Annotated in this window: 2 protein-coding genes; one reads left to right on the forward strand and one right to left on the reverse strand. The window is 53.2% G+C overall.

Features of this window, described 5'->3' with window-relative positions; genetic code table 11:
- Window positions 1-213 precede the first annotated feature (213 nt).
- Window positions 214-1,629, forward strand: a complete 1,416-nt coding sequence (gene cls, locus D5S03_RS06715; RefSeq protein WP_287043108.1) for a cardiolipin synthase — start codon at window positions 214-216, stop codon at window positions 1,627-1,629.
- A 3-nt stretch (window positions 1,630-1,632) separates the two neighbouring features.
- Here the strand turns inward: cls and D5S03_RS06720 are convergent, their stop codons facing one another.
- Complete coding sequence (locus tag D5S03_RS06720; protein ID WP_287043110.1) at window positions 1,633-2,856, reverse strand: LL-diaminopimelate aminotransferase; 1,224 nt, start codon at window positions 2,854-2,856, stop codon at window positions 1,633-1,635.
- Window positions 2,857-3,060 lie beyond the last annotated feature (204 nt).

Below are 3,060 nucleotides of genomic sequence, written 5' to 3' on the forward strand. Positions count from 1 at the left end.
CCTGGGATGGTTTTTTTTTAGCTGCTATCGAAGCTTATGCCTGTGTGCTCATACAAAACCATGGGCAGACTTGAATCCGTTTCCTGATAAAAACGCAGCTGTTCAGCAAGCTTTGTCATTGCTCTTACTCTGGTAATCGGGATCACGGTGAATAATCGCATGAAAATTGACTAACCTCAATCCGAGTGAGGTCCAGTGATGCTGGCGGAATCCATGATCTGGAGTCTTGGAGGCTGGGTTATCCGACTGGGGATGATTCCGGTAATCGGAATGCGCCAGGAAAATCCCTCCACCTGCCTGGCCTGGCTGGCAGTGATTTTTTTAATGCCCTGGCCGGGGCTAATCCTTTATCTGCTTCTTGAAGAGCACGGACTCAGCCGTCCAAGGCTGTCGCGCCGCATTAAAAAACACAAAAATTTTCACCTGACCAATTCCAGTTACCTGACCACACCCAATTTTGAAGGGTGTCAGGTCAACCCTGATCACCAGGCCCTGGTCCACCTGGCTGAAAAGCACGGGGGGCTGCCGCTTCTTGGAAGCAACCGCATGAAGCTCATTGTCGATACCGAAGAGTTCATCGACTCCCTGAGCGCAGATATTCTTCAGGCCAGAAACCATGTGCACCTGCTTTTCTACATATTCAGAGACGATTTTACAGGTCGTAAAGTGGCCCGGGCTTTGGGGGAGGCAGCCGGCAGGGGGGTTACCTGCAGGGTTCTGGCGGATGCCGTGGGATCCGCGGGTATGTTTTCCGGTCTGGGCAGGTGGATGCAGGAACAGGGAGTGCAGGTACAAAATGCTCTTCCTGCCAATCCCCTTAGAATGCGCCTGGCCAGGCTGGACATCCGCAATCACCGCAAGCTGGCTGTCATTGATGGTAAAGTAGGGTATACGGGGTCCCAGAATATAGTCGACCCCGAGTTCGGCCACAAAAAGGCCGGACAATGGCATGATGTCATGACCCGGGTGCAGGGGCCTACAGTCAGGCAGCTGCAGTCGGTTTTTGTAGAGGACTGGTTTTACGAGACCCAGGAGATACTGGATGATCCGGATATTTATCCGCCGTCCACCAGCGAGGGCATGGCCGCGGTACAGGTTGTGCCCACAGGTCCGGACAGGCCCACCTACGGGTTTCAGGACCTGCTTATCCAGGCCATCAACTCGGCCCAGCTAAGTGTCTCGGTGGTGTCGCCTTACTTTATTCCCAATGAAGGCCTGATTACGGCTTTGAGGCTGGCTTCGGCCCGGGGGGTTGAAGTAGACATAATCATTCCCGACAGAAGTGACCACCTCCTTGTGGACCAGGCCAGTGCCTATTACTGCGGGATTGTCCTGAATAACGGGGGCAATGTCCATCTTTTCCGGGACGGGATGCTGCACGCCAAAATCATCACCATGGACCGCTCCCTGGCCATAGTAGGCTCGGCCAACTTCGATATCCGTTCCTTCTACCTCAACATGGAGCTGGTAAGTATAGTCTTTGACCAGCAGTTCAGCTATGAACTGAGCATGCTGGTGGAAAACTACAGAAAGAACTCCTTCAAAGTCGGCCGGGCCTGGTGGTCAAGACGGCCGGTATACAAAAGAATGACCGAAGGAGTGGTCAAAATCTTCAGCCCGTTGCTTTAGACTTCATGACAGGGCCTTGCTGATCCTGTGCATGGCTTCCTGGACATTTTCCCGACTGTTGAAGGCGCTTATCCGGATAAAGCCCTGGCCGCAGGGACCGAAACCCGTCCCCGGTGTACACACCACTCCGGCCTTGTTTAAAAGAGAGTCGAAAAGGCTCCAGGAATCCGAGCCGCTCTGGATCCATATGTAAGGAGAGTTTTTCCCTCCGGTGCATTTGTATCCCTGGTCCTGCATGGCCTTGAGGATAATGCCGGCATTACTCAGGTAATAGTCGATATTGTTTTTTACCTGGGCCTGCCCTTCCGGACTGTAGACCGCCTCTGCAGCTCGCTGAACAGGGTAGGCCACCCCGTTGAACTTGGTATTGTGTCTCCTGTTCCACAGGGGGTGAACCATGGTTTTTTGACCCTGGCTGTCATATGCCCGGCATTCTTTGGGAACAACCGTATATGCACACCTGGTTCCGGTGAAGCCCGCGGTCTTGGAAAAACTTCTGAATTCAATGGCCACTTCTCTGGCCCCGGGGATTTCAAAGATGCTGCGGGGCATGGCCTCATCACGGATAAAGGCCTCGTAAGCTGCGTCAAAAAGGATCAGGGCCTTGTTGTCCCGGGCGTAGTCCACCCATTTCTGCAGCTCCTGCTTTGAGATGCCTGCGCCGGTGGGATTGTTGGGGTAGCACAGGTATATCAGGTCCGCCTGTTCCCGGGGCAGGTCAGGGATGAAGCTGTTTTCCGGGGTGCATTCCAGATAGACGAGTCCCTGATAACGGCCATCCTGCATTTCCCCGGTTCTGCCGGCCATAACGTTGGTGTCCACGTATACGGGGTAAACAGGGTCCGGCACTGCGACCCTGGTGTCTGTGCTGAATATTTCCTGAATGTTTCCGGTGTCGCACTTGGCCCCGTCGCTGATAAAAATCTCGTCAGGGGCTATATCCGCCCCGCGCTCCTGGAAATCATGCCTGGCGATCTTTTCCCGCAGGAAATCGTAGCCCTGCTCTGGTCCGTAACCTCTGAAAGACCCGGGTTCAGCCATCTCATCCACTGCCCTGTGCATGGCCTGAACACAGGCTGCGGGAAGGGGCAGAGTGACATCTCCTATGCCCAGCTTTATTATTGACTTGTCCGGGTTGTCATCCTGGAATTTCTGTACGCGTTTTGCGATGTCGGCAAAAAGATAAGAAGCGGTCAATTTGTTGTAGTGCTCGTTGATCAAAATCATAATACTCTCCCATATTTTTTGCTTCCAGTAAAAAAATAACCTCCGGGTGTCAAACATGCCAGCCAGGGGAGTTTTAAAAAAAGGTATCTGTTTAGCGCTTTTAAGGAAAGCAGGGGACAGGCACTCCGGGACCCACTTGAGCATCATTTTGTGCTTAAAACATCTCATTTTTTGGGACAAGTGGGTCCCGGAAGAGCCAGTCCC

The organism is Desulfonatronospira sp. MSAO_Bac3, from assembly GCF_003838035.1.
GTDB lineage: Bacteria > Desulfobacterota > Desulfovibrionia > Desulfovibrionales > Desulfonatronovibrionaceae > Desulfonatronospira > Desulfonatronospira thiodismutans.

Excerpts from the sequence above, each read along its gene's own strand:
- D5S03_RS06720 (WP_287043110.1), bottom strand. The coding sequence starts at position 2,856 with ATGATTTTGATCAACGAGCACTACAACAAATTGACCGCTTCTTATCTT.
- cls (WP_287043108.1), top strand. The coding sequence starts at position 214 with ATGATCTGGAGTCTTGGAGGCTGGGTTATCCGACTGGGGATGATTCCG.